Source organism: Arthrobacter sp. P1_B9 (assembly GCF_056406495.1).
This window is the reverse complement of record NZ_JBFUAA010000005.1, coordinates 208215-235044: the sequence shown is the minus strand read 5'-3', so window position 1 is coordinate 235044 and position 26830 is coordinate 208215. Positions and strand designations below refer to the sequence as shown.

Here is a 26830-nt window from a genome sequence, read left to right as displayed (position 1 = left end):
GTCCGGGGTCCGCCCGGATGCGCAGGTGCGGCTAGCGGCCGGTGCCGCCGTAGACCGTGGCCTCGTCCTCGCTGTCGAGGTCAAAGGCCCTGTGGATGGCGCGGACGGCGTCGTCGAGCAGATCCGCGTGGGTGACCACGGAGATCCGGATCTCCGAGGTGGAGATCATGTTGATGTTGATGCCGGCCTCGGAGAGGGCCGCGAAGAAGCGGGCGGACACACCCGGGTGCGAGCGCATGCCGGCGCCGATCAGCGAAAGCTTGCCGATCTTCTCGTTATATTCGATGCTCTCAAAGCCGATCCGGTCCTGCGCGGCGTGCAGGGCGGCCAGGGCCTCGGCGCCTTCGACGATCGGGAGGGTGAAGGAGATATCGGTCCGGCCCGTGCCGTGGGTGGACACGTTCTGGACGATCATGTCGATGTTCGAGTGGGCGTCCGCGATGACCTGGAAGATCGCCGCTGCCTTGCCGGGGATATCAGGTACGCCGACAACCGTGACCTTGGCTTCGGACCGATCGTGTGCCACACCGGAGATGATTGGCTGCTCCAAGGCAACTCCCTCTTGAGTCGTGATCTTGTCGTCGGCGCCGGGCAGAACCCAGGTGCCTTCGTTCTGGCTGAATGAGGAACGGACGTGCAGTGGCACCCCAAAGCGGCGGGCGTATTCAACACAGCGCAGGTGCAGAATCTTAGCGCCGGACGCGGCCAGTTCCAGCATTTCCTCGCTGGAGATGCGGTCGATCTTCCGGGCGGACGCGACCACGCGCGGATCGGCCGTGTACACGCCGTCGACGTCGGTGAAGATCTCGCAGACATCGGCGTCGAGCGCCGCGGCGAGGGCCACCGCCGTCGTGTCCGACCCGCCGCGCCCGAGCGTCGTGATCTCGTTCGTCGTGTGGCTCATGCCCTGGAACCCGGCCACGATCGCGATGTGCCCCTTGTCCAGGGCGGTGCGGATGCGGTGCGGGTCGACGTCGATGATCCGGGCCTTGCCGTGGATGCCGTCGGTGATCATGCCGGCCTGGGACCCGGTGAAAGACTGGGCCGAGGCGCCGAACTTGTTGATGGCCATGGCCAGCAGCGCCATGGAGATTCGTTCGCCGGCGGAGAGGAGCATGTCCATTTCGCGGGCGGGCGCGGAATCGGTGACCTGGCCGGCGAGGTCAAGGAGCTCATCGGTGGTGTCGCCCATGGCGGAAACCACCACGACGACCTCGTCGCCGGCGTTTTGGGCATCCACGACCCGCCGGGCGACGCGCTTGATGCCTTCTGCGTCAGCCACCGAGGAACCGCCAAATTTCTTCACGACAAGGTGCTTGGTGGCGGCGGCCGAGACGGGCAACGTCTGCGATCCGGGCTGGACTTCGGTAGTGGGCAAACTCATTCGCGCACCCTCACTGGATCATCGGGGTTCTGGGCCAGGCAACCAAACGGCGCGACGGCGTAACTTCTCACCCCAGTTTATCGCCGTGCCGCCCGCGCCGTTGAATTGTGACCGAATGGCAGACACTCCGGGTTTTGTCTCCACCGGACATGCCCAGTGCTGCGGGCAAGGAGTGGACATGCTCACTGCTGCCGCGGGACATGCTCATTCTTGGCGGGCTGGAGCGGGCATGAGGGCATTGTGTCCATTGTTGGGTGCGGGCGCGGGGCATGTCCGCTGGGCGTGGGCGTGGGCGTGGGCGTGGGCGTGGGCGTGGGCGCGGGGCATGTCCGCTAGCCGCGGTCCAGCCGGTAGCGCCAGGACGGGAGCTGCTTTCCCGCTGTGTCCTCCGCGACGGGGAAGAAGCGGTCCTTCCGGAAGCCCAGGCCCTCGAGTAGCCTTCGGGACGGGAGATTGGGCTCGTAGACTCCCGCGAAAATGGTCTCGCTGCCGCGGGCGCCGAAAAGCCAGTCGACCAGGGCGCCGGCGGCCTCCCGGCCGAGACCGAGCCCGTGGTGCTCCGGGTGAAGAACGTAGCCCAGGCTGGCTGAGTCTGCGGGAATCCGGCCGGGCGCCGGGGGTTCCTGCGTGTTCCAGGTCCGGGCGTCGCCAACGACTTCACCGGTGGCCCGGAGCTCGATCGCCCAGCCGAAGTGAAACCACTCGGCCGTGGAGGATGCCGCCGCGGACAGTGTCTGCTCAAGCCGGGCGCTGTTCTGCGCGGGGGTGAGCGGACCATGGGACAGGTACCGCGTGGCCGCCGGATGGGCCCGGAACCGGAGCAGGGCGCCGGCGTCGTCCGCTGTCAACGGACGCAACAGCAACCGCCCGGTGAGGAGCGGCGCCGGGGTGCCGCTGCCGGTGGTTGCCACGAATCCGTCAGCTCAGCTCAGGGCGTTGCGGCGGCCCTCGAAGGCCCTGCCGAGCGTGACTTCGTCGGCGTATTCCAGGTCCCCGCCCACGGGCAGGCCGGACGCCAGCCGGGTGACGGCGATGCCAATCGACTTGAGCATCCGGGCCAGATACGTCGCCGTGGCCTCGCCCTCGAGGTTGGGGTCGGTGGCGATGATGATTTCCTGAATGGCACCGTCGTTGAGCCGGGTCAGCAGCTCACGGATCCGGAGCTGTTCCGGACCGATCCCGGCGATCGGATTAATCGCGCCGCCCAGGACGTGGTACCTGCCGCGGAAGGACCGCGTGCGCTCCACCGCCAGGACGTCCTTGGATTCTTCGACGACGCAGATCACCGTGGGATCCCGGCGCGGGTCGCGGCAGATGTTGCACAGTTCCTGCTCGGTCACGTTCCCGCAAACCGTGCAGAACTTGACCCGTTCCTTCACGGTGGTGATGGCATCGACAAGCCGCTTCATGTCCTGGGGATCAGCCTCGAGGATGTGGAAGGCCAGCCGCTGGGCTGACTTCGGCCCCACTCCGGGAAGGCGTCCGAGCTCGTCGATCAGCTCTTGAACTGCGCCTTCGTACACAATGTCCTCGTTCTTTTGGAGTGGGGCCGGGGCCAGCCGGCAGGGGGTCTGCTAGAAGCGGGGCGGCAGGGGGCTTCCATCCAGGGAGCGCTCCTCCACCAGTTTCCCGCCCAGAATACGCTCGACGGCGGCCCGGCCGAAGACGCCCGATTCCTCGATCGTTTCGTCGTCGGCGCTGGGGATGTCCTGTACGTAGACGGTGGTCGCGGCGGCAGCTCGGGTGGGGGCCTTCGCCCGCCCGGCCTCGGCCTCGGGACTGTTCGACAGCCGCTGGTACAGGCTTTGCCGGCCTGCCGGGGCGGCGGCCTCGGGAACGGCAGTGACCGCAACAGCCTCCGCGACGGCAGCTACGGCAGCGGCGGCCACACGCGGCGCAACAGACTCCGCGACCGCCGGCGCCGGAGCCACTTCGGCCCGGGCCGGGTGGTCCGAGGCCAGTCCGGACGGCGCGGACACGACACCCGCGTACTCCGGGATCTGTGCCGCCGCCGGCTCGTAGTGCACAGGCTTCGGCTCGGGCTCGGGCGCAGCGGGTTCGACATCCGGGCTCGTGTACCGGCCGAGGTTCGAATCTGTGCCGACCGTCCAGACGCCGGGTGACTGCTCGACGGCGCGGGCCCACGCGTCATCCGACGCGTCCGGGTCTGCGCCCGGTGTCCGGGCCGGGGAACCAACGGTTTTGGACGCCGGCGCGGCAGGGGACTTGCGGGCCGGAGCGGTAGCGGCAGCCGCGGGCTCGGGGCGGCGCCGCGTGGCTACGGGCGAGGGGTCCCAATCCATTGGTGGTTCCTCGTCCAGCGGAGGGGCGTCCTCGTCCCGGGGCGGTCCCCAGTCGTCATCGGCGTCGGCGTAGGACCCGGAAGGCTCCGAAGGGCCGTCCGATTCGGCTGCTGGCTCGGCTGCGCGGACCGGCGCCTGGGCTGCGGGGGCGGGTGACTGCGGTTCCGCTGCCGGCGCGGCGGCACGGACCTGAGCCGGGGCCGCGGGGGCCGGAGTGGGTTGCGTCGAAGGCATTGAGGCGGCGGGAACGTGCGCCGGGGCCACCCGCGAGGGGACGGCTTCAGCGGCATCGTTGGCCGGAGATGGGGCCTGCTGGGGAGCCGGGCTCAGGCCCCAGGCGACGTCGGCCGATGTCGCCTGGCTTGCGGACGATGCCGGGGTCTCCGGGCTAGCCGGCGGCGCTTTTGGGTTTGGCTCAGAGCTCGCTGGGCTGTTGCTGCTGCCGGCCACGGCCCGGATCTGGCAATCGATGCCGATGGTCTTGTGGATCGCCTGCCGGAGGTTCTCGGCGTGGTCGGCCCGGCCGAAGGCGCCCGCCAGCCCGGCGGTGGTGAACGCGAGGGTCAGGACGTGGTCTTCGAAGTGGCCGACCTGGGCGTTGGGTTCCACCAGCGCCCAGGTGCTGCGTTTGATCTTGGTGAGCGTTTGCAGGATCTCGGGCCAGGCGCGGCGCAAAACCTCCACGTCGGCTCCGGGTCCGGCGGCGGAGCCGGGAGCGGGGCTGGGAACAGCGGCAGGCGCCCGGCCGGGCTCGGCCGGCTCGGGACGCGCGGGGACGGAGGGTGCTGGGGTAGATGCCGCCGGGGCAGACGGTGCAGGGGCGGACGGTGCAGGGGCGGATGGGGCAACCGTTCGGGCAGTCGCCGACGCGGGCAGGGACGGAGGCGCGGCGGCGGGACCTGCGGCGGGGGCGGGCCGGCTGGCCGCCGCGGGTTCGTCCACAGGCCAGTCGCTGGTGCTGACCCGTGGTGCCGTCAGCGGTTCTCGGATGGGCTCGTCCTGCCGGGCGGGCGCGGAGACTGTGGCCGGCGGCTGCTCGCCCTGACGCGGGGCGGAGGGGGTGGTGGTCGTGGCAGCCGGCGCGGCGTGCGAAGGTGCGGCGGGCACGTGCGCTGCCGGCAACTGTGGCGCGGTTGCCTGCTCCGTGCGCACAGGCGGAACCGTGGCAGGTGCGGGGGCGCCGGCGAGGGGGGCTCCGACGTCGTTCCCGGCGTAGTTCAACCGCCGCTCGACGCGGTCGATCCGGGCCGCAATGCCGCGCTCGGTCTGCTCGGAGCTGGGCAGCAGGATGCGGGCGCACAGCAGTTCCAGGTGCAGGCGCGGAGAGGTGGCCCCGGTCATGTCCGTGAGCGCGGTATTGGTCACGTCAGCGGCGCGGGAGAGCTCGGCTGCCCCGAGGTTGTGGGCCTGGTTCTGCAGCCGGGCGATCTGGTCCGCCGGCATGCCGCGGAGGATGGACTGGGCGCTTTCGGGCATGGCCTGGACGATGATGAGGTCGCGGAAGCGTTCCAGCAGGTCCTCGACGAAACGCCGGGGATCGTGCCCGGTCTGGATGACGCGGTCCACAGCGCGGAACACCGTGGCGGCATCCGACGCCGCGACGGCTTCGACGACGTCATCGAGCAGGGAGGCGTGCGTGTAGCCCAGGAGGGCGACCGCGAGTTCGTAGTCCAGTCCGTTTGGTCCGGCGCCGGCCATGAGCTGGTCGAGCACGGAGAGGGAGTCGCGGACCGAACCGCCGCCCGCGCGGATGACGAGCGAGAGCACCCCGGGCGCCACGGGGACGTTCTCCTGGGTGCAGAGCAGCTCCAGATACGCCATGAGAGGCTCCGGCGGCACCAGCCGGAAAGGGTAGTGGTGCGTGCGGGAACGGATGGTGCCGATGACTTTGTCCGGCTCCGTGGTGGCGAAGATGAACTTGATGTGTTCCGGCGGTTCTTCGACGATCTTGAGCAGGGCGTTGAACCCGGCCGACGTGACCATGTGGGCTTCGTCGATGATGAAAATCTTGTAGCGGTCCCGGACGGGGGCGTAGGTGGCCCGTTCCCGGAGGTCGCGGGCGTCGTCCACACCGCCGTGGCTGGCGGCGTCGATCTCGATGACGTCCAGGGAGCCGGAGCCGCCGCGGGCGAGTTCCACGCAGCTGGGGCACTTGCCGCAGGGGGTGTCCGTGGGGCCCTCGGCGCAGTTCAGGCAGCGGGCCAGGATACGGGCGGAGGTGGTTTTGCCACAGCCGCGGGGGCCCGAAAAGAGATAGGCGTGGTTGACGCGGTTCTTGCGCAGGGCCGTCATGAGAGGCTCGGTGACGTGCTCCTGCCCGATAACGTCCGCGAACGAATCGGGGCGGTATCGACGGTAGAGGGCGGTAGTAACAGTCACAGATAAACCCTACCAATCGGCACAGACATAAAAGACCCCTCATGCACCCGCCAGAGCCCGTTTACCCTTGCTACCTTCCGGTCCTGGGGGAGTTCAACAGGATGACGCCACATGAGGGGCCGTCAGCAAGTTTACCTGACGATTGGGTGTGCCCCGAATTGGCCCGGTTTGGCCCTTGATCCTCGATGGGGCATGCCCATTCTTCGCGGCAGCTGCGGGCTGCAGGCGTGGGCGCGGTGGGGCTATGTCCAGCCCTCGGGCGGGCTGCGGGGCATGTCCAGTCGCGGGAGTGGGCAGTGTGGGGCATGCCCATTCTTGGCGGGAAGGAGTGGGTTATTTGGGGCTATGTCCAGCCCTCGGGCGGGCTGTGGGGCATGTCCAGTCGCGGGAGTGGGCAGTGTGGGGCATGCCCATTCTTGGCGGGAAGGAGGGGGTTATTTGGGGCTATGTCCAGCCCTCGGGCGGGCCGCGGGGCATGTCCCGCGGAGGAGCCGCAGGCCGGGGCGGGGAGGCTCAATTGGGCGAAGCCGGAAAGTTCAGGTATTCTAGTATCTGCTTTTGATTCAGAAGCAACTGGAGAATTCGCCTAGCGGCCTATGGCGCACGCCTGGAACGCGTGTTGGGTTAACGCCCTCGGGGGTTCAAATCCCCCATTCTCCGCGGTTGGCCCCGGTCCTCGGACCGGGGCCTTTTTGCGTCTACGGGCCTTTCGCGTCTCGGGCATTTCTATCCTCGTGAGCTTCTCGTGAGCTTCTCGTGAGCTTCTCGTGAGGTTCTGGCCAAGACTGCGTCCTCCGGCAGTACCGGTACCGATTTATCCGCCAAGTCGGCTCGGAGGCCCAGCCGCCTGTGCCCCAGCCCCCTGTGCCCCAGCCCCCTGTGCCCCAGCCGCCCCGTGCCCCAGCCGCACTGCGCCCCCGGCCCGCCCCGAACCAGCAAGCCGCCGCCGCCGGCCGCCGGCCCAGACTCAGGCCCGGTATCCCAGCCGGCGCAGCCGGGCCCGGGCAGCTTGCTCGCTCGGGCCCATCCGGCCGAGAGCCACATGCACCACGCCGAGCGTGACCCGGGTGGCCAGGGTTACCGGCAGCGGTATCGGGCCCAGCCGCGCGGTCCGCAGGCCCAGGAGCTCGCGGTACTTAGGTTCAAGACTGACGACTGCGGCCGCGAACAGCACCCGGTAGCCAGGCCTGAGCGCGGGGTGCAGGGGCGGGTCGCGAATGAACGCCACCGTTTCGGTGACCCGTTCGTCACAGCGGAGCTCGCCGGCGTCGTACCAGCGGTCCAGCTGCTGCCGCATTTCCGCTTCGCTCAGCGGCGGTGCCTCGACGCCCATCAGCCGGCCGGCCTGGGCCCACTCACGGACGTAGGCATCAGGTCCGCCAGGAATTGGCCGCCCCCACAGCTTGTGGGCAGAGAGGAAAGCGTCTGTAAAGGCAATGTGAACCCACCGGAGCAGCTCGGGATCGTTGGCCGCGTAACTGCGCCTGATGCCGTGGCCATCCACAAATTCTCCCCGCACCGTCCGGTGCAGCCGAAGAACCCAGTCCGACGCCGCCTTCGCCGTATCCGTGGAGCCATACGTCACGGTGAAGATCCAGCGGATCGTGCCAGCCATCCGGCCCAGCGGGTCTTCGCGGAAACGGGAGTGATCGTGGACTCCGGCCAACGCACCGGGATGGAGCGCCTGCATCAGCAGTGCCCGGATGCCCGCCACGATGGTTGGCATGTCCCCGTGCACGGCCCAGACGGCCGAGCCGGGCAAGTGGTAACCGGCGTCGTCCCCCTCGGCCAGGCCCGGCACCCACTCGGGCACCGAATCGCGCGTCCCCGTGAACGTCTGTTTGAGTTCCGCCTGCCATTCCCTGAGGACATTTCGCATCCTTCATTCTTACCCGTCCCGGCGGCGTGCGGCACCTGCAATTGTGCGGAGAACTACTGGGGCGCCGCTGGCAAGCTACTGGGGACATCCGCGGATCTCCGATTGGTCCCGCAAAAGGAACACGCTGACGGTTCACAGACCCGGCCGTCTGTGGTCACATAGGGAGGTAAGTCCGTGAAGATTGGGGTCTGGCGGACATATTGCGGGAGTCATTTCGTGGGAAAACACTGGGGAAACTCATCGAGTGAGCAGTCAGCGAGGGCACGGACCATTGCCGTGCGCTGCGTGTCCGGAGGCCTGTGCCTGTCTCTGGCCGTGCTGGCATTCGGCGGCTTTCAGGGACTGAGCGCCTTTGCGACCTACGGCGCGCCCACCGCCGTCCCGACGGCCGCCATGCCTGCCTCCGGCGACGTGGGACCGGAGGCCCTGGACCCGCTGGCCCACTCCGCCGCGACCGCGCCGGCGGGGACTCCCGGCGCCGGCGCTGTCACCGCCGATGCCCAGGCGCTCGTGGCCTTTAGCCGGAGCACGGTGGACACGGCCACCCGGGCAGGGGTGCGGGGCGAGCTCAATGTGGCCTCGGCGTCGCTGCACCGGCCCGCGGTGGGTTTCCTCATGGCCCCCCTTGAATCACTGGTGCCTTCGTCCCCGTTCGGGCTGCGCACCAGCCCCCTGACGGGATTCGCGGGCGAATTCCACTGGGGCCAGGACTTCGCGGCCCCCTGCGGCACCCGGGTCTACTCCGCCGACGCCGGTGTGGTGCGGGCCGTCGGGTGGCACCCGTGGGGCGGCGGAAACCGGGTGGAAATCGACCACGGCAACGGTCTCATCACCACGTACAACCATCTGGAGGCGATCGCGGTCAAGAAGGGCGACTCCGTGCGGGTGGGGGAAATTATTGCCCGGGTAGGTACCACCGGATCCTCTACCGGCTGCCATCTTCACTTCGAAACCATCCTCAATGGCTCCCACACTGATCCGCGCGATTGGACATTTCTCCCCATCAAGCAGGTGGATCAACTCGGCCCGATCGACATGACCAGTTATGCACCCGACGCCGGTAAGGCAACCAATGCGGGGATTGGCTGGGCGATTCCTGTCCGGGAGGACCTGACCCATGTGGTGGCCGGCGGCGTTCAGGAACAGCCGGCCGCGGTGGCCGCCAAGCCGTCGGCGAGTGCCTCGCCTGCGGCTACTGAAGCCGCCGCCGACAAACCGTCCCCAACGCCTTCTGCCACCTCTAAGCCGACACCCACCGGCACTGCTTCCGCGACCCCGACGCCCACCGGCACTGCCACCTCTAAGCCGACACCCACCGGCACTGCGTCCGCGACGCCGACGCCGACCGGCACTGCCACGACGACCGCGCCTGCCGCGCCCACCCCGACCCCGTCGGCGACCGCGACTCCGACCCCGTCGGCAACGGCCACCCCGACGCCGACGGCGACCGCCACCCCGACGCCGGCACCAACCCAGACGGGAACAGCCTCAGCCAAGCCATCAGCACCGTTATCCGTCCCGCCGCCGGTGGCACCGCCGTCCTCCGCGCCCGCGTCAGTCTCCGCAACGGCGACGGAGGCTGCCGCCAAGACGGCCACTCCGGTGCCGGCCCCGCTCACTGTGGAGCCGGACCCGGTCACCGCGCCGGCCGATACGCCGAAGCCACGGGCGGTCACGCAGTCGGCCACGACGGCAGTGACAACAGAACCCTCAGCGACGCCCTCAGCGACGCCCGGCGGCTAGCCCCCGCCGCGCCGCAGGGCGTTGTTCCGGCGTCATGTCCGGGAGGCACACCCATACCCGCAGGCCCCGGTGCCGAATAATGGAGTGACCAGTTCAGATTCCCTGCTCCGGACCATCGACATCGCAAGGACGCGCCCCATGACAGCTCTGCACTCCATTCCCCTGACCCTCATCGACGGGACCGAGACCGATTTTGGCCGATTCAAGGGCGGGGTGGTTCTGGTGGTCAACGTGGCGTCCCAGTGCGGTTTCACGCCCCAGTACGCTGGACTCGAGGCGCTGCACAACAAGTTCCGAGGCCAGGGCTTCCAGGTCCTCGGCGTCCCCTGCAACCAGTTCGCCGGGCAGGAGCCCGGCGGCGAGGCCGAGATTGCCGAGTTCTGCGAGCGCAATTTCGGGGTGACCTTCCCGCTGACGGTCAAGGCCAACGTCCGGGGAAGGAACCAGCACCCGCTCTACGCCGAGCTCACCAAATTCAAGACGGGAATCCTGCCCGGCCTGGTGAAGTGGAACTTCGAGAAGTTCCTCGTGAACCGCGACGGCGAGGTCATCGCCCGCTTTGCGCCCACCGTTGAGCCGGACGCGCCGGAGATCATCGAGGCTGTTCAGTCCGCCCTCGACTGACCCGACCTGCCCCGGGGTCCAGAGGAACTCAGCCCTATCCCTAAGCATGCTTAGCGCCTAGACTGGCCGGACCCTCCAACATTCCGGGCTTCCCCGCGGCGCAAGCAACTCTGGCAGCCGTCGGCAGTATGGCCGGGTGTTCCTGTGGAGGGCGCATCAAAGAACTTCGTGAATCACACCAGGGCGCCCACCACGGGGCCCGTGAAAGCAGGAGGAAATAGATGACAGGGAACAAAGCCGTTGCCTACAAGGGGCCTGGCAAGGTCGAACTGATCGACATTGACTACCCCACCTTCGAACTCAAGGACGGCCCGGGGGTCAACCCCGCCAACGTGGGCCGGCAGGTGCGCCACGGCGTAATCCTCAAAACCGTGGCCACGAATATTTGCGGTTCGGACCAGCACATGGTCCGGGGGCGCACCACGGCTCCCGCCGACCTGGTGCTCGGGCACGAGATCACCGGAGAAGTGGTGGAAGTGGGTCCGGATGTTGAATTCATCAAAGTGGGGGACATCTGTTCCGTCCCGTTCAATATCGCCTGCGGGCGCTGCCGGAACTGCAAGGAACGCAAGACGGGCATCTGCCTGAACGTCAACCCCGACCGCCCGGGCAGCGCCTATGGCTATGTGGACATGGGCGGCTGGGTAGGCGGCCAGGCCAACTACGTCCTGGTCCCGTATGCCGATTGGAACCTGTTGAAGTTCCCGGACAAAGACCAGGCCCTCGAAAAGATGATGGACCTGACGATGCTCTCGGACATCTTCCCGACCGGATTCCATGGTGCGGTCACCGCAGGCGTCGGCGTCGGTTCCACCGTCTACGTGGCAGGCGCAGGGCCCGTGGGCCTGGCCGCGGCGACCAGTGCCCAGCTCCTGGGTGCCGCCGTCGTGATTGTGGGTGACATGAACGCGGACCGCCTGGCGCAGGCGCGCAGCTTCGGCTGCGAGACCATCGACCTGAGCAAGGGCGGCCCGGCCGAGCAGATTGAGCAACTCCTGGGCGTCCCGGAAGTCGATTGCGGCGTGGATGCCGTGGGATTTGAGGCCAAGGGGCACGGGGCCGGAGCCCACGAGGCCCCCGCCACCGTCCTGAACTCGCTGATGGAGGTAACGGCCGCCGGCGGTGCCCTGGGCATCCCCGGGCTCTACGTCACCGGGGACCCGGGCGGCGTGGACGAGGCCGCGAAGAAGGGTTCGCTCTCGCTCAGCCTCGGAACGGGCTGGGCAAAGTCACTCAGCTTCACCACGGGACAGTGTCCGGTCATGAAGTACAACCGGCAGCTGATGATGGCCATCCTGCATGACAGGGTGCACATCGCCAAGAACGTCAACGCGAAGGCGATTACCCTGGAGGACGCGCCGAAGGGCTACGCGGAATTCGACGCCGGCGCGGCGACGAAGTTCGTGCTTAACCCGAACGGCTACCTGAGCTAGCGCAAACCGTGAACCCGGCGGCACTGTCCGTCCCGCCCCGAAGCCCCGGGGTTTCGGGAGTGCCGCCGGGCTTCACAGCCCCGTATATGCCGGAAAGGGCATGTGAGGGCACGCCACCTGTTAACGCTTATTTTTCCAATATGCCTGTCCCAGTTTTTACATTGTTTGCCCAATGTCTGGTTGGATAGTTCTTACTGAGAGGGACCCTGGAAGCACCGCTTCCACCCAACCAAGAAGGCAGCAATGGAGCGCATCGAGGCCGAACACCCCCGGCCACGTCATTTCCTACTTCACCTGAGCGACCCCCACCTGCTGGGGGGTCCGCAACCCTTGCACGGCGTCGTGGACAGCGAAGCCCTGCTCAGGCAACTCTTCGAGGAGGTCCACGCCTCCGGGGCCCGCCCCGAAGCCGTAATCTTCACGGGCGACCTGGCTGACCTGGGCGAACCCGAGGCGTATGCCAAGCTCCGCGCCATCGTGGATCCGGCGTGCGAGGCCCTGGGGGCCAAGGTCATCTGGGCGATGGGCAACCACGACGACCGGGCGAATTTCCGGGCCGGGCTCCTGGACCAGGCCGACAATGACGCGCCCGTGGACCACAGCTACTTCGTCAACGGGCTGCGCATCATCACCCTGGACACCTCCGTGCCCGGCTTCCACCATGGTGAATTGAGCCACGACCAGCTGGACTGGCTCGCATCTGAACTGGCCACCCCGGCCCCGGACGGGACCATCCTTGCCCTGCACCACCCGCCGGTACCGTCCGTGCTGGACCTTGCCGTGCTCGTGGAGCTCCGGGGCCAGCCGGCGCTCGCCGGCGTCCTGCGCAACTCCGATGTCCGCGCCATCCTGGGCGGCCACCTGCACTACTCGACCACCGCAACGTTCGCGGGCATCCCTGTGTCCGTGGCTTCAGCGACCTGCTACACGCAGGATCTGAACGTCCCGGTCGGCGGCACCCGGGGCCGCGACGGCGGGCAGGCGTTCAACCTGGTCCACGTCTACGAACACACGATCGTGCACTCCGTGGTGCTGCTCGGCGACACCCCGGCGGTGGGGGAGCTGGTCTCTCCGGAGGAAGTCCAGCGCCGGCTCACGGCCGCAGGGATCCATATCCCTGGGAAGGCCAGGCTCGAGGCCCCGTCCCGGACGCCGGCGCACCGCAGGTACACCACGTTGAACTGATTCACTCCCCGGCCGACGCGGCGCCCGTTTTGGTCACGTTCCGTTACTTCTCCCAGGGCGCCTTGATGGGGTAGTACTTCTCCAGGAAGTCCGTGACCAGTTCGGCCCGCTCTTCCGCCGGGACCTCGGGGAAGCTGCCGTCATTGAGGCAGAAGAAGTCCATGTTCCGCTTGGCCAGGAGCTTGGGCAGGTAGTTCAGGCCGGCCCGCGCCGTGGTGTCCACATACCTCACCTTGGCAGCTGTCTGGGTCACGGCCCGGCCCGTGAGCAGCGCGTAGTAGTGGTAGAACGAGTTGGTCACGGAGATGTTGTCCGCTGCCCGGAAGGTGCTCGCGGCGGTCTTGGCAAACTCGGCCGGGAACTCCTGCTCCATCTGCTCGACCACGCTGCGCCGCAGCGGGGCCGCCGTGTGCTCCAGATGCCTGGTGGTGATGCGGCCGAAGCGGTTCCAGAGCAGCTTGCGGTTCACCCGGGCGGCATTCTCAAAGCCGCTGCGTTCGGCGTCGTTGTCGCCCAGGCCGATCCGGGTTTCGGCCTCGATGAACTTCGTGATGCCGCCCGGGGTGAAGAACATGTCCGGGCCCACGGCGCGGCCGAAGAACATGTCGTCGTTCGAATACAGGAAGTGCTCGGAGAGCCCCTCGATGTGGTGCAGCTGACACTCCACGGCCTGCGAATTGTGCGTGGGCAGAACCGAGGTGTCGGCGAAGAACTCTTCGCTCCGGACGATCGTCACACTCGGGTGGTCGGCCAGCCATGACGGCGCGGGGGAGTCCGTGGCGATGAAGATCCGGCGGATCCACGGCGCAAACATGTACACCGAGCGCAGGGCGTATTTGAGCTCATCGATCTGGCGGAAGCGGGCCTCGTGGTCATCGCCCTCGCCCACCACCACGCCGGCCATGCGGGCGCGGCGGGCCGCGATGTACTCGGGGGAGCTGCCGTCAACCCATGAGAAGACCAGGTCGACGTCGAAGCTGATGTCGCTGGCGTGGTCCGCGAACATGTTCTCGATGGTGGGCCACGTGTGCCCGTAGCGTTCCACCGTGCCGCGCACGGCATCCTGGGCCAGCATGGTGCGGCGCGTCAGGGAGTTCTCGATCGGCAGGATCAGCTGATCGCCTTCGAAGCTCCACAGCTCCAGCTGGACGCCGGCGGAAGCCCCGAATTCAAAACCGCCTTCGGGCTCGACCCTGGGCCGGTAAAGCCGGAAGATCCGGGCCTGGCGGTTCGGCGACAGCTCGCCGTCGGCCACCAGCACGGACGACTTCTTCTTTGCATCCACGCTCATGGAATACATCGGCTCATCGCGGCACGCCTCCACGAGGGCGTCGCGGAGTTCCTTGCGGTCTTTCCAGTCGACGGCGACCACAGGGCGGTGGTTGTTGCCGCGGACCAGCAGGTAGCCGATACCGGCGCCGGCCAGGACCGAACGCAGGAACATCAGGTCCTCGACCATGGCCTGGTACGGCGTGCGGTTTTCGTTGATCAGCGCATAGCGGCCGCGGTGGCGGACAACATCGGAGCGGGTCCGGAATCTGGCGACTGCGGCCGCCGACGTGACCTCGGCGTGGGCGTCCACAGATGCCTGGCTGCCATAGTAAATCTCGTCTTGGATCGCTGCTTCGGTAATGTCTGAGCTCCCGCTTCTTTGAGTGCGTTGGTGTCTACTTGCATGATAACGCGGGCCTCAAAATTGCCGCGGAAAACCGGCCGCCGCGCGGCGTGCGTGAGGACGAAATGTGACGGACCGTAAACGGTGAAGCGTAACGGCGGAGCGGGGCCTCAGCCGGTGACGACGGCCAGCCAGTGGTGCAGGAAGGCGGCACCGGCGTCGTCGTGGATCACGTCTTCGCCGAGCCCCAGATCGGCGGCGGTGAGGACATCGTAGGGTTTGACCGGGATGCCGTCCGCGGGCCGGACGTCGACGTGCTTCACGGCGTGGTCGTTGTGGTGCAGCCAGTCGGCCATGGCGTAGTCCGTGCGGGAATCGCCCACCGTGCGCCAGGCCTGCGGCGTGATCCCCTGCGCGGCCAGGAACTCCACGGCCCGGCTCGCGCCCAGGTCCTTGCCCAGCCGGACCGATTCGATATCGGTGGAGATGATGGTCGGATCGACGCGGAAGTCGACCTGGTCATCCGAATCGGGGACGTGGTGGTCCAGCCGCACCACGCCGAGCCCGTGCCGGGCCATGAGGCCCATGGCGTCGGCGTCGAAGAGTTCCTGCTCGGCCCGGTAGTCGGGGTTGGGGACGGCAATGTGCTGCTCCACGGAGACCATGGCCCGCTTGGTTTCGTCGTAGAACATGTGGGCGGAGTAGTCCTCGGCCACCAGGCGGCGCACGTCATCGCCGAAGGCCTGCGGAATGGCGAGCTCGTGGTCCACGTGGACCGGGCCGGGGCCCTCCGCGGTGTAGCTGAACCAGACGGCGCCCTTCTCGCAAATGGCGTGGATGAGGGTGCCGGCGGGCATCCCGGCGGCGATCATCGGTTCCATGACCTGCTCGCGGATGAACGCGTCCGACCGGCCGGTGTTGAAGATGACCGGCACGCCGGCGGCGGCCAGGGCCACCAGATCGGCGATGATGCCGGGCTGCACCTCGCGGGTGACCGGGCTCGCGACCGGACCGTCGACGTCGAGCAGCAGCGCCAGCACGGGAGCCGACGGCGACGGAACAGGGACAGTCTCGGGTGAAGTCATACGGCCATTCTGTCAGCCGCACGGGACGTTTGGGTGAACCGCGCAGCAGATCGACGGCCCGGCGCTGGATGTGACAGGCGGCAGGCGCTGGTCGTGTCAATGCGTCGTGTGACAAATGGTTACCGTTTGGCCACAACCTCACGCCGCCGGGGGACATTCGTTCCTTCGGGCGTCCAAGTTCCCTAGGCTGGCATGGTGATATTCAAAGCTGTGGGCGAGGGACGCCCGTACCCCGACCATGGTTACACCACGCCCAAGGACTGGGCGGCCCTGCCCCCGCGTCCTGTCCGGCTTGATGAGCTGGTGACCACGAAGCGCACACTGGACCTTGAAGCCCTGCTGGCCGAGGACTCCACGTTTTTCGGCGACCTCTTTCCGCACGTCGTGGAATACCGCGGCGTCCTCTACCTTGAAGACGGCCTGCACCGGGCAGTCCGCACCGCGCTGCACCAGCGCACCGCAATCCACGCGCGGGTCCTCGTGATAAATGGCTAGGAAGCCGCCAGACGTCAGAGTCCTGCACGGGCACCGCGTCATCAGTGGCTCCGAGCTGCGGGCCACGTTCGTGGAGCAGGACGATACGGCAGAGAACCCCCACCGGCTGCGGCGCAGGATCCTGCACGGCGTTGTGCTGGTGATGCTTGTCGGCCTGATCGTGGCCGCGATCGTGGTGGCCCTCGCCATCATGAACGGCCAGATCAAGATCCCCGGGGCGGAGCGGAGCAGGGCGGCAGTGTCGGTGTGCCCGGTGGCCACCTACGACTACGCGCCGCCGGAGAAGGTCCACGTCAACATCTACAACTCCACGAGCCGGCCGGGCCTGGCCCGGAGCGTGGCCGACCAGCTCGTCGCCCGGAAGTTCCTGGTGGGTGCCGTGGGGAACACGACGTCGAGCTACCGCGGCGTGGCGCTGGTGGTCTCCGGTGCCGCCGGCCAGTCGGCCGCCTTCAGCGTCCAGCGCCACGTGCCCGGCTCGGACTATGTCCAGGACGGCCGCGCTGACCCGAGCGTGGACGTGATCATTACCGGCGACTTCAAGGAACTGGCCAAGCCGGAACTCGTGGACCAGACGCCGGGCCAGCTCAGCTGCCCCCGCGAGAACCGGCGCATCGTGGATGAGGCCACGCTGCCCGCCGTACCCACGGCGACGCCCGGCACGGGCTAAGGCACGGCCTGCCAGCCTTCCAGCCTTCCAGCCTTCCCGGCGCCGCGGCCTAGCGGATGGTGCGGACCGGCCGGCCGGCGTCGTCAAACCTCGCCCCGGCCCCCAGCTGGACAAACCGCACCGTCCGGGCGAGCCGTGCCTCGGCCCCGGCGTCCTGGCCCGCCCCGTCGCCCCGCGCAGCGCTTGAGGAGAGCGTGCCGTGGATGAGCTGGGCCAGCTGGGCAATGTCCGACTCGGGCAGGTACCCCTGGGCCATGCCGTCGCGCAGGATGCCCCGCAGGAGCACGCTGAGCTCACCCACGTGGTCGGCAAGTTTGGCAAACGACGACGGCGAGAGCACCGCCGCCATGGCCGGGCCCGGCGGCAGGTGGCGCCGGCTCAGGTCCTCCACCTGGGCGCGGACGTAGACGGCCAGGCGCTCCACCGGGTTCTCCAGCGCATCGAGGGATTCGCGCAGATCGAGCAGGAACCGCTCGGTTTCATCCAGGGCGTAGGCGATGAGGAGCTCTTCGATATCCGCGTAGTAGTTGTAGACGGCGGTCCGGCCGATCTGGGCATGGCGCGCGACATCCGTCATGGTCAGGCCGGGGAGCCCGTGGGTGAAGAGGAGTTCCCCGAATGCGGTCAGGATGCGACGCTGGGTCTCGGCACGTTGGGCGGCGTTGCTCGCGGCCGAAATCCTAGGCATACGCACACTTTAGCGCGATCTGTCACCAAAGCAGCCGGGCGGCGGACTGTGACACGGCCGGGCTACGAACATCGACCGGTTCTGAGGGGCCACACCTGTATCCACCGCCTCAACTGGGGGTGTCTGATAGACACTGCCACCGCCCGTCCGGGCTGCGTAGCGTGGTGGATGTGGACAGAAAAGACGAAATCCGAGACTTCCTGATCTCGCGCCGGGCGAAGATCACCCCGGATCAGGCCGGGCTCCCCAACTATGGCGAACTGCGCCGCGTTCCGGGGCTGCGTCGGGAGGAAGTGGCACAGCTGGCCGGGGTAAGCACGGACTATTACACGCGGCTGGAACGCGGCAGCATCCGCGGCGTCTCGGACTCGGTCCTCGACGCTGTGGCCTCCGCCCTTCAGCTGGATGAGGCAGAGCGGACACATCTGATGGACTTGGCCAGGACGGCCAACACGCCGTCCTCCCGGAGGCCGGCGCGCCGTCCACCGCAGCAGAGGGTCCGTCCCGGAGTATTGCGTTTGCTGGACGGGATGACCGGAGCGGTCGCCCTGGTGCAGAACGGACGCTCGGACGTGCTGGCCGCCAACTCCTTGGGGCGCGCGCTGTACGGGCCGGTGTTCGAGTCCACAGCAGCCGCTGGTCCGGAGGCTCCGGGCCAGCTGCCGAACCAGGCCCGGTACCTCTTCCTCGATCCGGGGGCAGGGGACTTCTACCCCGATTGGTCCGCAATCGCTGCCACCACGGTGGCGATGCTCCGATCGGAAGCGGGACGGAATCCCCATGACCGCGCATTGAACGAACTGGTCGGCGAGCTGACCACACGCAGCGGGCACTTCGCCGCCTTGTGGGCCGGCCATGACGTAAGGATCCACACCACGGGAACCAAGCGCTTCCACCATCCGGTCGCCGGCGACGTGTCGCTGCAGTTCGAGACGCTCGACCTTCCCGGCGATGAGGGACAAACCCTGTACACCTTCACTGCAGAGCCGGGGTCCGCATCCGAAAACGCGCTGGCGTTCCTTGCCAGCTGGGCGGCATCGCCCCCGGCGAAAACCGCAACCAGCGACCCTTCCATCCCGGATCTGCGCTCCCACGCGCGGCCCGGAACACCCAACCCAGGAAAGACAGAACATGACTGAGCACAACGACGCCAAGACCGGACAGAAAGTCTGGTTCATCACCGGGGCAGGCCGCGGTATGGGCATTGACATCGCCAAGGCCGCCCTGGCCGCCGGCCACGCAGTCGTCGCCACCGGCCGAAACCCCGACAAGGTCGCCCAGGCCGTCGGCGAGAACGAGAACCTGCTGGCCGTAAAACTCGACGTCACCAACCCCGCCGACGCCACCGCCGCCATCGCCGCCGCCGTGGACCGGTTCGGCCGGATCGACGTGCTCGTAAACAATGCCGGCAACTTCTACGCCGGGTTCTTCGAGGAAATCACCCCGGAGGACTTCCGGGCCCAAATCGAAACCACCATGTTCGGACCCATAAACGTCACCCGCGCGGCCCTGCCCGTCCTGCGGGCCCAGCGCTCGGGCCTGCTGGTCACGATCTCCTCCACCGCCGGCATCGCCGGCGGGGAGTTCCTTTCTGCTTACGCCGCCTCGAAGTTCGGTGTGGAGGGCTGGGCCGAATCCCTGGCCCCCGAAGTCGCGCCGTTCGGAATCCGCACCATGATCGTTGAGCCGGGATTCTTCCGCACCGAGCTCCTCACCCCGGAATCCACCAGCTACGCGGCATCCACTATCGGGGACTATTCCGAGCGGGCCGAGCAGACAGTCACCGCGTGGAAAGGCATGAACGGCCTTCAGGGCGGGGACCCGGCCAAGCTCGCCGTCGCCCTCATTCAACTGGCGGAGCTGGATGAACCGCCGCTGCGCTTCGCCGCGGGAGCGGACGCTGTTGGAGTCTTTGAGGCCCGGGCCAAGGAACTCCAGGTCCAGGCCGACGCCCACCGCGAGCTCTCCAGCAACCTGGCCCACGACGACGCCTGACACCGACGCCTGACACCGAGGCAAACGGATGACGTCGGGAGCCTCCCGCCGTCGTCCACCTAGTCTCGACATACCCGCCGGACGCCAATGGCTACCGGCCGCCCCAAAACCCTCGCCACGCTGTGGGCCATGCCCACATTCCAGGCCGGGAAACCACACCCAAAGGAAATACACCATGAAGAACGCACGCCTCGGAAGCCTGGAAGTCTCCCGCATCGGACTCGGCGCCATGACCATGGCCGGCACCTACACCAGCGAGGGCGCCCTGGATAACGCGGAGTCGATCCGGACGATCCACCGCGCCCTTGACCTCGGGGTCACCCACATCGACACCGCGGAGATCTACGGGCCGTTCCTGAGCGAGGAGATCGTCGGCCAAGCCGTCAAGGGACGCCGCGATCAGGTCAGGATTGCAACGAAGTTCGGCCTGGTCTCCCATTCCGGCGGCGGCCCCGGCGTGGTCGACAGCAGCGCGGCGAACGTGAGGGCCGCCGTCGAGGGCTCCCTCAAGCGCCTCGGCACCGACCACATCGACCTGTACTACCAGCACCGGATCGACCGGAACACCCCGATCGAGGAGACGGCCGGCGCGGTTGCGGACCTGATCACCGAGGGCAAGGTGCTGCACTTCGGGCTGTCCGAGGCCTCCCCGGAGACCATCCGCCGGGCACACGCCGTGCAGCCGGTCTCGGCCCTGCAGACGGAGTACTCGCTGTGGACCCGGGACGTGGAGGCGGAGATCCTGCCGCTGCTGCGCCACCTCGGAATTGGGTTCGTTCCGTATTCGCCGCTCGGACACGGGCTGCTGACCGGCCAGATCCGCTCCGTCGAGGACTTCGCCGACGACGACTGGCGCAAGACCAACCCCCGGTTCACGGGTGAGAACTTCCGCCGCAACCTCGCGATCGTCGACGAGGTGAAGGCCATCGGCGCCGAGATCGGCGCGACCCCCGCGCAGACCGCCCTCGCGTGGCTGCTGACCCGCGGGATCGACATCGCCCCGATCCCCGGCACCCGCAGGGTCTCCCGGGTCGAGGAAAACACCGCGGCCGACGGCATCGAACTCACCCGTGACCAGCTGGATCGGCTGAACTCGCTCCGGCCCGCCGCGGGGGAACGCCACGACGAGGCCAACATGGCCTCGATCGACAGCTGACAGGAACCCGGCACCAAACAAGGGGCGCGGATGCCCGATCCGCGCCCCTGGCAGCAACTTAGGATTCGACGTCGGCCGCGGCCATTGCCTTGTTCGTGAGGACGGGCATCATCCCCAGCAGCGCGAGCGTCAGCACTCCCATGATGCCGAACATGACCTGCAGGCCCAGCCATTGGGCCAGCAGACCGCCGGCTGCTGCACCAAGCGGCATGGTGCCCCACGCCAGCAGGCGGTAGGCGCTGTTGACTCTGCCCAGCAAGCGGTTGGGAGTAATGCGCTGGCGCAGGGATACGGTGATGACGTTCCAAAGCACGATCAGCATGCCGCCCACGAAGAAGATTGGGCCAAGAACATAGGGGTTGTCGGTCAGGGCGGGCGCACCCACGAACAGCGCGGCCCCGAAGATCGTCAGCATCAGGGACGTGGACCGGCCGAGCCTGGCCTCCACCCGCTCGGACATGAACGAGCCAACGAAGGCGCCGAGAGCGGAGGTGGTCAAAAGCAGGCCGAACCCCACTTCGGACAGCCCCATCTGTGAAGCCGGGCCCACGGCAAACAGCACTAAGACCGCGAAGGCCGCGCTGGATGCGAAGTTGAACACCCCAGTCATCACCGCGAGTGTGCGCAGGATCTTCTGGTTCCAGAGGAACCGCAGCCCCTCAGCAATGTCGAATCGCAGTGTCGTCTTCTGCTCACGTTCTGTGCGAAATGCCCCCGGGACCAGGAGCAGGCCGCCGACGGCCGCAAGCCACAGAGCCGCCGGCACGGCAACGCCCGCAACCAGGCCCATGGCCACCAGCAGCCCGCCCAGCGGGGGACCAATGAACTGGTTGGTGGTGAGCTCGACGGCGTAGAGCCGGCCGTTGGCGCGCGAGAGCTGATCCCTGTGCACCAGCTGGGGCATGATCGACTGCGCGGAGGTGTCGTAGAGCGTCTCAGCCACACCCACCATCAGTGCGACAACGTACAGAGCCCAGACGGAGCCCGCATCCAGCAACACGACGGCGGCCAGCAGGGCCGGCAGCACCGCCCGGCTGAGGTTGGCCCACAACATGAGCTTGCGCCGGTCCAGCCGGTCGGCCAGCGCGCCGGCAGTGAGGGCGAAGAGGAGCCAGGGAAGCGTCGCTGCGACGCTCAGTCCGGCAACCAGCGTGGGTGACTGGGTGAACTGAATGGCCAGCAGCGGCAGCGCGATCTTGAAGACGCCGTCCGCGAGGTTCGAGAGTCCGGACGAGGTCCACAGCTTCCAGTAGGACGCACCCAGCGGCGCACGATGCCGTTCCTTCACCTGCGCGGCGTGACTAGTCATAGGTGGACCATTCCACAGTGATTGAGAAAATTCAAGGTGATTGAATCCAGTACATCGAATTGTAGGATTGGGACATGACGGACGCAGAGCAGTCGAGCGCGGACCAAAAAAGACCCGTCGCGAGCGCCCGGGAAATTAAGGCGTTGGCCCATCCGCTGCGCCTGAGGATCCTGCGCCTGTGCGGGCTCCACGAACTGACCAACAAACAACTCGCCGACCGGCTGGGCCAGGACCCGGGAACGGTGCTTTATCACGTGCGGCAGTTGCTCTCAACGGGGTTCCTTGAACCCGCCGGGGTCCGCACGGGCGAGAGTGGCGCGCTGGAGAAGCCGTATCGTTCCACGGGGCGGTCCTGGAAGCTGGACACCGCACTGAGTGAAGCCGGTCCCGCCGGTCCGCTGGCCCCGCTCGAGGCGTTCCGGGAAGAGCTGACGGAAGCAGGACCGGCCGCGCTCGCCAGCCTCTCACGCTTCGTTCTGCACCTCTCCGAGGAAGATGCTGAGGACCTCACCACGCGCATCCACGCTGTGCTGAGCGAATACACCGACAGTGACCGGCAGCGCTTGGACCAGCCCGCCTACGGCGGCATCTTTGTCCTGCACCGGACGTCAGACTAGGTCGCCGTCCTCCCGGAACGGGATTTGGGTCTTGCGCCGCCTTGGCGGGCTCTATTCGTAGATGGTGGGGATGGCCGGCTCGCCGGGCTGCAGCCTGTCCACCACCCGGGGCAGCTCCGCCATGGAGGCCGTGTGCCGGTCCCGCGCCCGCCCCACCCCGTCCGGGCCGGTCCAGCCGGGCAGGATTTCGCCGTCTTTCATGAACTGCTGCAGGAGGGGGCGTCCGTTTCTTCCGGCGGCCGGCGGGTGGTCCACGCCGAGGACCTCGTGGGTGGCGGTGCCGCGGTCGTCGAGGCGGCGCACGGCGAACTTGCGCCCGCCCATGTTGATCTTGTCCTTCGAGGTCTTCGCCACGGCAGCCAGCTCACCGGAGTCACCGGCCCGGCTCACCAGCTTGTAGACCATCCCGGCCGTTGGCGCCCCGGATCCGGTCACCAGGGACGTGCCGATGCCATAGGAATCGGCCGGGGCGGAGCGGAGCGCGGCGACGGCGAATTCGTCCAGGTCCGAGGTCACCACGATCCTGGTGTGCACGTTGCCGAGGCTGTCCAGGAGTTCCCGGACCCACCGTGTCTGGGCCACGAGGTCTCCGGAGTCCAGCCGGATGGCCCCAAGTTTGTCTCCGGCGAGGTCGACGGCGGTACGGACCGCCAGTTCGACGTCGTACGTGTCCACGAGCAGCGTGGTGCCGGACCCGAGCGAGGCAAGCTGCGCCGCGAAAGCGTCGCGCTCGGAGTCGTGGAGCAGGGTGAAGGAGTGGGCCGCGGTGCCGATGGTCCGCAGGCCGTAACGCCGCCCGGCGGCCAGGTTGGAGGTGCCGGAAAAGCCCGCGATGACAGCCGCGCGGGCCGCCGCGGCGGCCGCTTCCTCGTGGGTGCGGCGGGAGCCCATCTCAATGCAGGGCCTGCCGCCGGCGGCGCTGGTCATCCGGGATGCGGCCGAGGCGATGGCGCTGTCATGGTTCAGCACCGACAGGACGTAGGTCTCCAGGACGCAGGCCTCGGCGAACGTCGATTCGACGATCAGGACGGGGGAGTGCGGGAAGTAGGCTTCACCTTCCGGATAGCCCCAGATGTCGCCGGAGAACCGGAAGGCGGCCAGATGCTCCAGGGTGTCCTCATGGACCACTCCGGTGGCGGCCAGGAAATCGACGTCGTCCTCGTTGAAGCGGAAGTTCGCGATTCCCTCGAGGAGCCGGCCGGTGCCGGCCACGATCCCGTACCGGCGCCCGGACGGCAGTCCCCTGGCGAAGGCCTGGAAGACGGACCGGCGGTGCGCGGCCCCGGAGTGGAGGGCCGCCTGGAACATGGTCAGCTCATAGTGGTCGGTAAACAGGGAGGTCCGGGGTCCGTCCGGTCCGGCCGAAGTGTCCATGATCCACTCTAGGCCGGGCCGCCCGAAGCCGCAGGTGCCACCCGTGCCGGGAGTTCGCTGGAAACGCCCCCAGTCGCCGGAAACTTCCGGCGAGTCCGGGAGTTTCCGGCGACTTCGACGATGCCGGGCTCAGACGGGGCAGCCGTCCGGGCCGCAGGCGCCGGATTCCGCGGGGGAATCGGTGGTGGCGTCCGCAGCCTCCGCGCCGGCGCCCACCATGACCAGCGGGTGGCTGTCCTGCCACGCCTGCTCGAGGGCGGCGGTGAAGGTTTCGGCGGGTTGGGCACCGGAGAGTCCGAACTTCCGGTCGATCACGAAGAACGGGACGCCGCTGATGCCCAGGGCGCGGGCCTCGGCGATGTCGTTGCGGACGGCGTCGGCGTAGGCCTCGGTGCTGAACAGTTCCGCCAGTTCGCCCGCGTCGAGTCCGAGGTCCAGGCCCAGGGCGGTCAGGTAGTCCTGGCTGACGATGTCCTTGCCATGCTCGAAGTGGTCGCTGAGCAGGCGTTCCTTCGCGACGTCCTGCCGGCCGTGGGCGGCGGCGAGGTGGATCAGCCGGTGGGCCGTGAAGCTGTTGGCGACCACGACGGCGTCGAACCGGTAGTTCAGCCCCTCGCCCTTGGCCTGGGCCGCGACGTGCTCGAACATCTGCGATACCTGCGCCGGCGCCATGCCCTTGCGCGTGCTCAGGTAGTCCAGTTCGGTGCCGTCGTAGTGCTCCGGGAGCGTGGGGTCCAGCTGGTAGCTGCGCCACTGCACCTCCACGGAATCGCGGTGTGGGAAGGCCGCGAGGGCGGTTTCGAAACGGCGTTTGCCGATGTAGCACCAGGGGCAGGCGACGTCGGACCAGATCTCAATCTTCATGCCCGCAACAACCGCGCCGCCGCCGGGTCCATTCCCCGGCGGCCTGTCGGCTTCGTCACGGCCCCACGGCTAAGGGTCCTCCCCGGCTGAGGGCCGGCCGGCGCCCGCGGCCTCACGGCGCGACTGGGCGCTCCATCACGAAGTCGTGCTCCACGGTGTTGCCGAGCTGGAAGGACTTGGTGCCGACCTTGCGGAAGCCGGACTTTTCGTAGAACCGGATGGCGCGGGCGTTTTGGCTGTTCACGCCGAGCCAGAGCCCGCGGGCGCCGGCTTCCGCAGCCGCGCCGATGCTGGCGTGCATCAGTTCGGCCGAGGCGCCGAGTCCGTGGTGCTCGGGATGGACGTAGCACTTGCTGAGCTCGGTGCACGGCAATTCGCTCAGGACCGCGGCTACGTCCGGATCCCGGGTAGGGCCGGCCACCAGCAGGCTGTAACCGCGGAGGTCACCGTCGGCGTCGATCACCAGCACCGTGACCTCCGGATCTGCCAGATAGGCCCGGAAATTGGCCTCGCTCAGGGTATTGGCGAGGTGGGCCGCGATGTCCTCCGGCCGGGACTCCGGCGGGCACGCGAGCGGGAAGGTGACGGCCGCGAGTGCGGCCAGCTTCCCGGCGTCGTCCGCGGTTGCTGTCCGGATCCGGTGCGTCATGGCTAAACCCTAGCCCGCGGCGGGGCCCGGGCATCAATAAGAACTGGTGTGGTTGGGGGCTACATATCAGATGGCGTAGCGGAGGATCCCGACGGCCTCCACATTTTCCGGCATGTCGGATCGGCGCACGGCGAAGACCCGGGCGCCCGAGCCGAGGGCCCGACGGGCGATTTCCTCGACCACGTCCTGTCCGGTGTCACCGTCAAGGGTGAGCGCGCCGTCGTCTCCGACAGCACCTTTGACACTGGCATCCATGTCCACAGCAAGCGTCGCAATGGCGCCGAAGGCGGCGGCCCGCGCCAAGTCGCTGAGGTCGGCGGTGCCGCGGCCGCTGGGGCGACGCTCTTCAAACGTCGTTTGCAGGGCAACAAGGTCGGCCGCATAGATCCGGTCAAGTACGCCACGCGCCGCTTCCGCCAATTGGGCAGGGGTCAGTTCATCGGGGTTCCCCTCGATGCCCTCGGACGCGAGGTGGGCGTATCCTGCGAGGTTGCGGTAGATGCTCGCGAGCGGCTCCGTCGCAGCGATCACCAGCGGCAGGGACTGCCCGTTCAACAATGGACGAAGTACGTGGTCGACGGAACGGGCGTACTGGGCTAGCCGTACCTTTCGTCCCTCGTCGCCATGCAGCCGCCCGAAGTGGGAGCGGCCGCCGATCGATTCGAGCCCGACGGCACTGGCTGCACCCTGTGGCATGCCCGGTACCGTGATCTCTTCGGCCGGTCGGTCCGCCGTGACCTCGATGAGCCGTGCCCCGTTCTGGGAGATGGCGAGCACGAGCGCCGCGTTGGGGAAGGTGAGGGCACGGAGCAGCGGTGTGATGGCGAAACGATCGGCCACGCTTACGTGGTCTTCGAGATCGTTGGGCAAACGGAACTCGAGAATCGAAGTCGGCGTCACGAAGATGGCCAGGCTCCGCCCCATCTCAAACCAGAATTCCGGGGATCCCAGCAGCTCGTCGAGAAACGTTTCTATCGCGACGACCGCGTCGTTGCTTCCCGCTTCGCGGAGCTGTGCGACGGCGGAACTGAACAAGGACCGGGCTCTGGACTGATTGTCCTCCGAATGGGCAGGGACGCTGCTCGTCGAAAGATACACGGTGACGCTGTGTGGATCGCGCGCGGCGGCCAGCCGTTCCACGTCGTCCCGGGTCGGCATATCGATGTGCATGGGGGTGCTCCTTTTTGCTATCTCTCGGCTGGGTCGCACGAGGAGGGGGAATGTTCCTGCACCTGCTCGATGCGCAAAGCCGCACCGAGGGGTAAGCAATACCGGATCAGCTCAGCATCGGACCGCTCGGAGTCCCATGTCAACAGTCGGCGGAACTTGCACTCGGGAGGTGTTCGGCGCCTCAAGGAGCACGTCCCCGGCGGGGAACGCCAG

23 protein-coding genes, 1 tRNA gene and 1 other RNA gene are annotated in these 26830 nt (G+C 67.8%); 11 read left to right on the top strand and 14 right to left on the bottom strand.

Annotated features, from left to right (window positions below; all coding sequences use genetic code 11):
* Positions 1-31: 31 nt before the first annotated feature.
* The 5 genes from AC1D1A_RS09830 to ffs all read right to left on the bottom strand — a co-directional run bounded on the left by AC1D1A_RS09830 (position 32) and on the right by ffs (position 6190).
* On the bottom strand, positions 32-1384 hold the full coding sequence (locus AC1D1A_RS09830) for an aspartate kinase (RefSeq protein WP_018774393.1): 1353 nt from the start codon (positions 1382-1384) through the stop codon (positions 32-34).
* A gap of 332 nt (positions 1385-1716) precedes the next feature.
* Positions 1717-2295, bottom strand: coding sequence for a GNAT family N-acetyltransferase (locus AC1D1A_RS09825; RefSeq protein ID WP_476850515.1), 579 nt, complete (start codon positions 2293-2295; stop codon positions 1717-1719).
* A gap of 12 nt (positions 2296-2307) precedes the next feature.
* The gene (recR, locus tag AC1D1A_RS09820; protein ID WP_018774392.1) at positions 2308-2907 is read right to left on the bottom strand and encodes a recombination mediator RecR; all 600 of its coding nucleotides are present in this window, start codon (positions 2905-2907) and stop codon (positions 2308-2310) included.
* 51 nt (positions 2908-2958) lie between these two features.
* Positions 2959-6066: a DNA polymerase III subunit gamma and tau gene (locus AC1D1A_RS09815; protein WP_476947636.1), complete on the bottom strand. Its 3108-nt coding sequence runs from the start codon at positions 6064-6066 to the stop codon at positions 2959-2961.
* Positions 6067-6093: 27 nt separating this feature from the next.
* An RNA gene (ffs, locus tag AC1D1A_RS09810) (signal recognition particle sRNA small type) lies at positions 6094-6190 on the bottom strand.
* 451 nt (positions 6191-6641) lie between these two features.
* On the opposite strand from ffs, the gene AC1D1A_RS09805 reads away from it, so the two are divergent.
* Positions 6642-6726: transfer RNA gene (locus AC1D1A_RS09805), tRNA-Ser, on the top strand.
* 307 nt (positions 6727-7033) lie between these two features.
* Here the strand turns inward: AC1D1A_RS09805 and AC1D1A_RS09800 are convergent.
* Positions 7034-7945, bottom strand: a complete 912-nt coding sequence (locus tag AC1D1A_RS09800) for an oxygenase MpaB family protein (protein WP_476947635.1) — start codon at positions 7943-7945, stop codon at positions 7034-7036.
* Between the two features lie 216 nt (positions 7946-8161).
* Between AC1D1A_RS09800 and AC1D1A_RS09795 the strand changes: the two genes are divergently transcribed.
* From AC1D1A_RS09795 to AC1D1A_RS09780, 4 genes are all read left to right on the top strand, one after another.
* Entirely contained in the window at positions 8162-9688 is a 1527-nt protein-coding gene (locus tag AC1D1A_RS09795; protein WP_476887666.1) for a M23 family metallopeptidase, read from the top strand.
* A 138-nt stretch (positions 9689-9826) separates the two neighbouring features.
* Positions 9827-10312, top strand: coding sequence for a glutathione peroxidase (locus AC1D1A_RS09790; protein WP_476947634.1), 486 nt, complete (start codon positions 9827-9829; stop codon positions 10310-10312).
* A 221-nt stretch (positions 10313-10533) separates the two neighbouring features.
* Positions 10534-11745, top strand: coding sequence for a formaldehyde dehydrogenase, glutathione-independent (gene fdhA / locus AC1D1A_RS09785; protein ID WP_028278013.1), 1212 nt, complete (start codon positions 10534-10536; stop codon positions 11743-11745).
* A 243-nt stretch (positions 11746-11988) separates the two neighbouring features.
* Positions 11989-12930 carry a phosphodiesterase gene (locus tag AC1D1A_RS09780; protein WP_476857671.1) on the top strand — a complete coding sequence of 314 codons (942 nt, stop codon included), beginning with the start codon at positions 11989-11991 and terminating at the stop codon, positions 12928-12930.
* Positions 12931-12973: 43 nt separating this feature from the next.
* Here the strand turns inward: AC1D1A_RS09780 and AC1D1A_RS09775 are convergent, their stop codons facing one another.
* Together AC1D1A_RS09775 and AC1D1A_RS09770 are read right to left on the bottom strand one after the other, a co-directional pair.
* The gene (locus tag AC1D1A_RS09775) at positions 12974-14512 is read right to left on the bottom strand and encodes a stealth family protein (protein ID WP_230007875.1); all 1539 of its coding nucleotides are present in this window, start codon (positions 14510-14512) and stop codon (positions 12974-12976) included.
* Between the two features lie 203 nt (positions 14513-14715).
* Positions 14716-15630: a Cof-type HAD-IIB family hydrolase gene (locus AC1D1A_RS09770; protein WP_476850520.1), complete on the bottom strand. Its 915-nt coding sequence runs from the start codon at positions 15628-15630 to the stop codon at positions 14716-14718.
* Between the two features lie 195 nt (positions 15631-15825).
* On the opposite strand from AC1D1A_RS09770, the gene AC1D1A_RS09765 reads away from it, so the two are divergent.
* Both AC1D1A_RS09765 and AC1D1A_RS09760 read left to right on the top strand, forming a co-directional pair.
* Entirely contained in the window at positions 15826-16125 is a 300-nt protein-coding gene (locus tag AC1D1A_RS09765; RefSeq protein ID WP_026266597.1) for a type II toxin-antitoxin system VapB family antitoxin, read from the top strand.
* Positions 16118-16795 (top strand): LytR C-terminal domain-containing protein, encoded by a 678-nt coding sequence (locus tag AC1D1A_RS09760; RefSeq protein WP_476947633.1) that lies wholly within the window; start codon positions 16118-16120, stop codon positions 16793-16795. Before AC1D1A_RS09765 ends, AC1D1A_RS09760 begins: the two co-directional genes overlap by 8 nt.
* A 49-nt stretch (positions 16796-16844) precedes the next feature.
* Here the strand turns inward: AC1D1A_RS09760 and AC1D1A_RS09755 are convergent, their stop codons facing one another.
* Positions 16845-17483: a TetR/AcrR family transcriptional regulator gene (locus AC1D1A_RS09755; protein ID WP_476860048.1), complete on the bottom strand. Its 639-nt coding sequence runs from the start codon at positions 17481-17483 to the stop codon at positions 16845-16847.
* Positions 17484-17653: 170 nt separating this feature from the next.
* Between AC1D1A_RS09755 and AC1D1A_RS09750 the strand changes: the two genes are divergently transcribed.
* The 3 genes from AC1D1A_RS09750 (at position 17654) to AC1D1A_RS09740 (ending at position 20634) form a co-directional block, all read left to right on the top strand.
* Positions 17654-18622 (top strand): helix-turn-helix transcriptional regulator, encoded by a 969-nt coding sequence (locus AC1D1A_RS09750; RefSeq protein ID WP_476857672.1) that lies wholly within the window; start codon positions 17654-17656, stop codon positions 18620-18622.
* Positions 18615-19478 (top strand): SDR family oxidoreductase, encoded by an 864-nt coding sequence (locus AC1D1A_RS09745; protein WP_476871031.1) that lies wholly within the window; start codon positions 18615-18617, stop codon positions 19476-19478. Before AC1D1A_RS09750 ends, AC1D1A_RS09745 begins: the two co-directional genes overlap by 8 nt.
* A 175-nt stretch (positions 19479-19653) precedes the next feature.
* The gene (locus AC1D1A_RS09740) at positions 19654-20634 is read left to right on the top strand and encodes an aldo/keto reductase (protein WP_476850524.1); all 981 of its coding nucleotides are present in this window, start codon (positions 19654-19656) and stop codon (positions 20632-20634) included.
* A 58-nt stretch (positions 20635-20692) separates the two neighbouring features.
* Here AC1D1A_RS09740 and AC1D1A_RS09735 read toward each other — a convergent pair whose 3' ends face one another.
* Complete coding sequence (locus tag AC1D1A_RS09735; protein ID WP_476857675.1) at positions 20693-21943, bottom strand: MFS transporter; 1251 nt, start codon at positions 21941-21943, stop codon at positions 20693-20695.
* A 74-nt stretch (positions 21944-22017) separates the two neighbouring features.
* Between AC1D1A_RS09735 and AC1D1A_RS09730 the strand changes: the two genes are divergently transcribed.
* Positions 22018-22560, top strand: coding sequence for an ArsR/SmtB family transcription factor (locus AC1D1A_RS09730; RefSeq protein WP_476871030.1), 543 nt, complete (start codon positions 22018-22020; stop codon positions 22558-22560).
* A gap of 51 nt (positions 22561-22611) precedes the next feature.
* Here the strand turns inward: AC1D1A_RS09730 and AC1D1A_RS09725 are convergent, their stop codons facing one another.
* The 4 genes from AC1D1A_RS09725 to AC1D1A_RS09710 form a co-directional block, all read right to left on the bottom strand.
* Positions 22612-23934 carry a nicotinate phosphoribosyltransferase gene (locus AC1D1A_RS09725; RefSeq protein WP_476947632.1) on the bottom strand — a complete coding sequence of 441 codons (1323 nt, stop codon included), beginning with the start codon at positions 23932-23934 and terminating at the stop codon, positions 22612-22614.
* 129 nt (positions 23935-24063) lie between these two features.
* Positions 24064-24798, bottom strand: a complete 735-nt coding sequence (locus AC1D1A_RS09720) for a DsbA family oxidoreductase (RefSeq protein ID WP_476947631.1) — start codon at positions 24796-24798, stop codon at positions 24064-24066.
* A 112-nt stretch (positions 24799-24910) separates the two neighbouring features.
* Positions 24911-25447 (bottom strand): N-acetyltransferase family protein, encoded by a 537-nt coding sequence (locus AC1D1A_RS09715; protein ID WP_476850529.1) that lies wholly within the window; start codon positions 25445-25447, stop codon positions 24911-24913.
* Positions 25448-25513: 66 nt separating this feature from the next.
* Complete coding sequence (locus tag AC1D1A_RS09710; RefSeq protein WP_476874092.1) at positions 25514-26617, bottom strand: baeRF11 domain-containing protein; 1104 nt, start codon at positions 26615-26617, stop codon at positions 25514-25516.
* Positions 26618-26830 lie beyond the last annotated feature (213 nt).